Below are 885 nucleotides of genomic sequence, written 5' to 3' on the forward strand. Positions count from 1 at the left end.
ACGATTACGCGTGTTTGGCTTGGATCAACAGAAGAGGGTAGGGAAGAGCTATTTTGTATCATAAGGTGGATATATTAGCGGTGAGCTGCTGAAGTAAGTTTGTTAGTTTGTTTGGAAGAAAGTGCATTCTACCTTGTTGCCTTTATACTTGGTAGTGCCTCCTTTATGCTACTAGATGTTCGGTGGAGTATTTAGTTTGCTGTCTATACTTTGTATAGTAACGGTACTGGGGAATAATGAAGTGATCAGAGAGTCTTGAGGGAATATCAATGAGCAGTGTGCAAGTTGTGCCACGAATTTTGGAGTTGTTTGAGCGTGCTAGTGCAAAACAGTTTGATAATTTAGGTGCTTATATTAAAAAGACTGATAATGACCTACAAAGGTTATCTACTCTTGATGGCTTTGTTTCTGTATCCATTGAGGCTAGTTCTGAAGATCTTTCTATCTTAATGTATTTAAGTGTTTCTGGAGCTTTTCTCAGGGAAACAATGCCTAGTATTGAAGCGCAAAATTAAACAATTGTGCAGTACCAGGAAAATTGGTGTATGGAGCTAGCTAATCGCTTTTTGGGAGACTTGAAAAACCAGTTGCTGCTTCATCACTGTATTCTCAGAATGGGCTTGCCTAAATTGTGTCAGGATGAGCTGTTAGAGCTGGACGCACCTGTTGATTACGAAGTTCATGAGAGGCTTTTCTTGGTGGATAGCCACCTATTGGCACAGATTCATGACTTGCCAATTGTCTGTCGTTTATTAATAAAACAGACCAATAAAGAAATGATATTTGCGGAAGTTAGTGAGGGTTTGGAGGAAGAAGACTGGTTTGAAGAAAGCGAGCTTGAGTTTTTCTAGTGTCTCAAGCTGCTTTTGGGGTTTCTGCCTTTGA

At 39.9% G+C, this 885-nt stretch carries 2 protein-coding genes; both read left to right on the forward strand.

The genetic code is table 11. The annotated features are described in order from the left end of the window. Nucleotides 1-269 precede the first annotated feature (269 nt). On the forward strand, nt 270-515 hold the full coding sequence (locus tag A3729_RS18180) for a hypothetical protein (protein ID WP_068511616.1): 246 nt from the start codon (nt 270-272) through the stop codon (nt 513-515). A 30-nt stretch (nt 516-545) separates the two neighbouring features. Continuing rightward, the gene (locus A3729_RS18185; RefSeq protein WP_068511619.1) at nt 546-851 is read left to right on the forward strand and encodes a hypothetical protein; all 306 of its coding nucleotides are present in this window, start codon (nt 546-548) and stop codon (nt 849-851) included. Nucleotides 852-885: the final 34 nt, after the last annotated feature.

The organism is Oleiphilus sp. HI0043 (assembly GCF_001634935.1).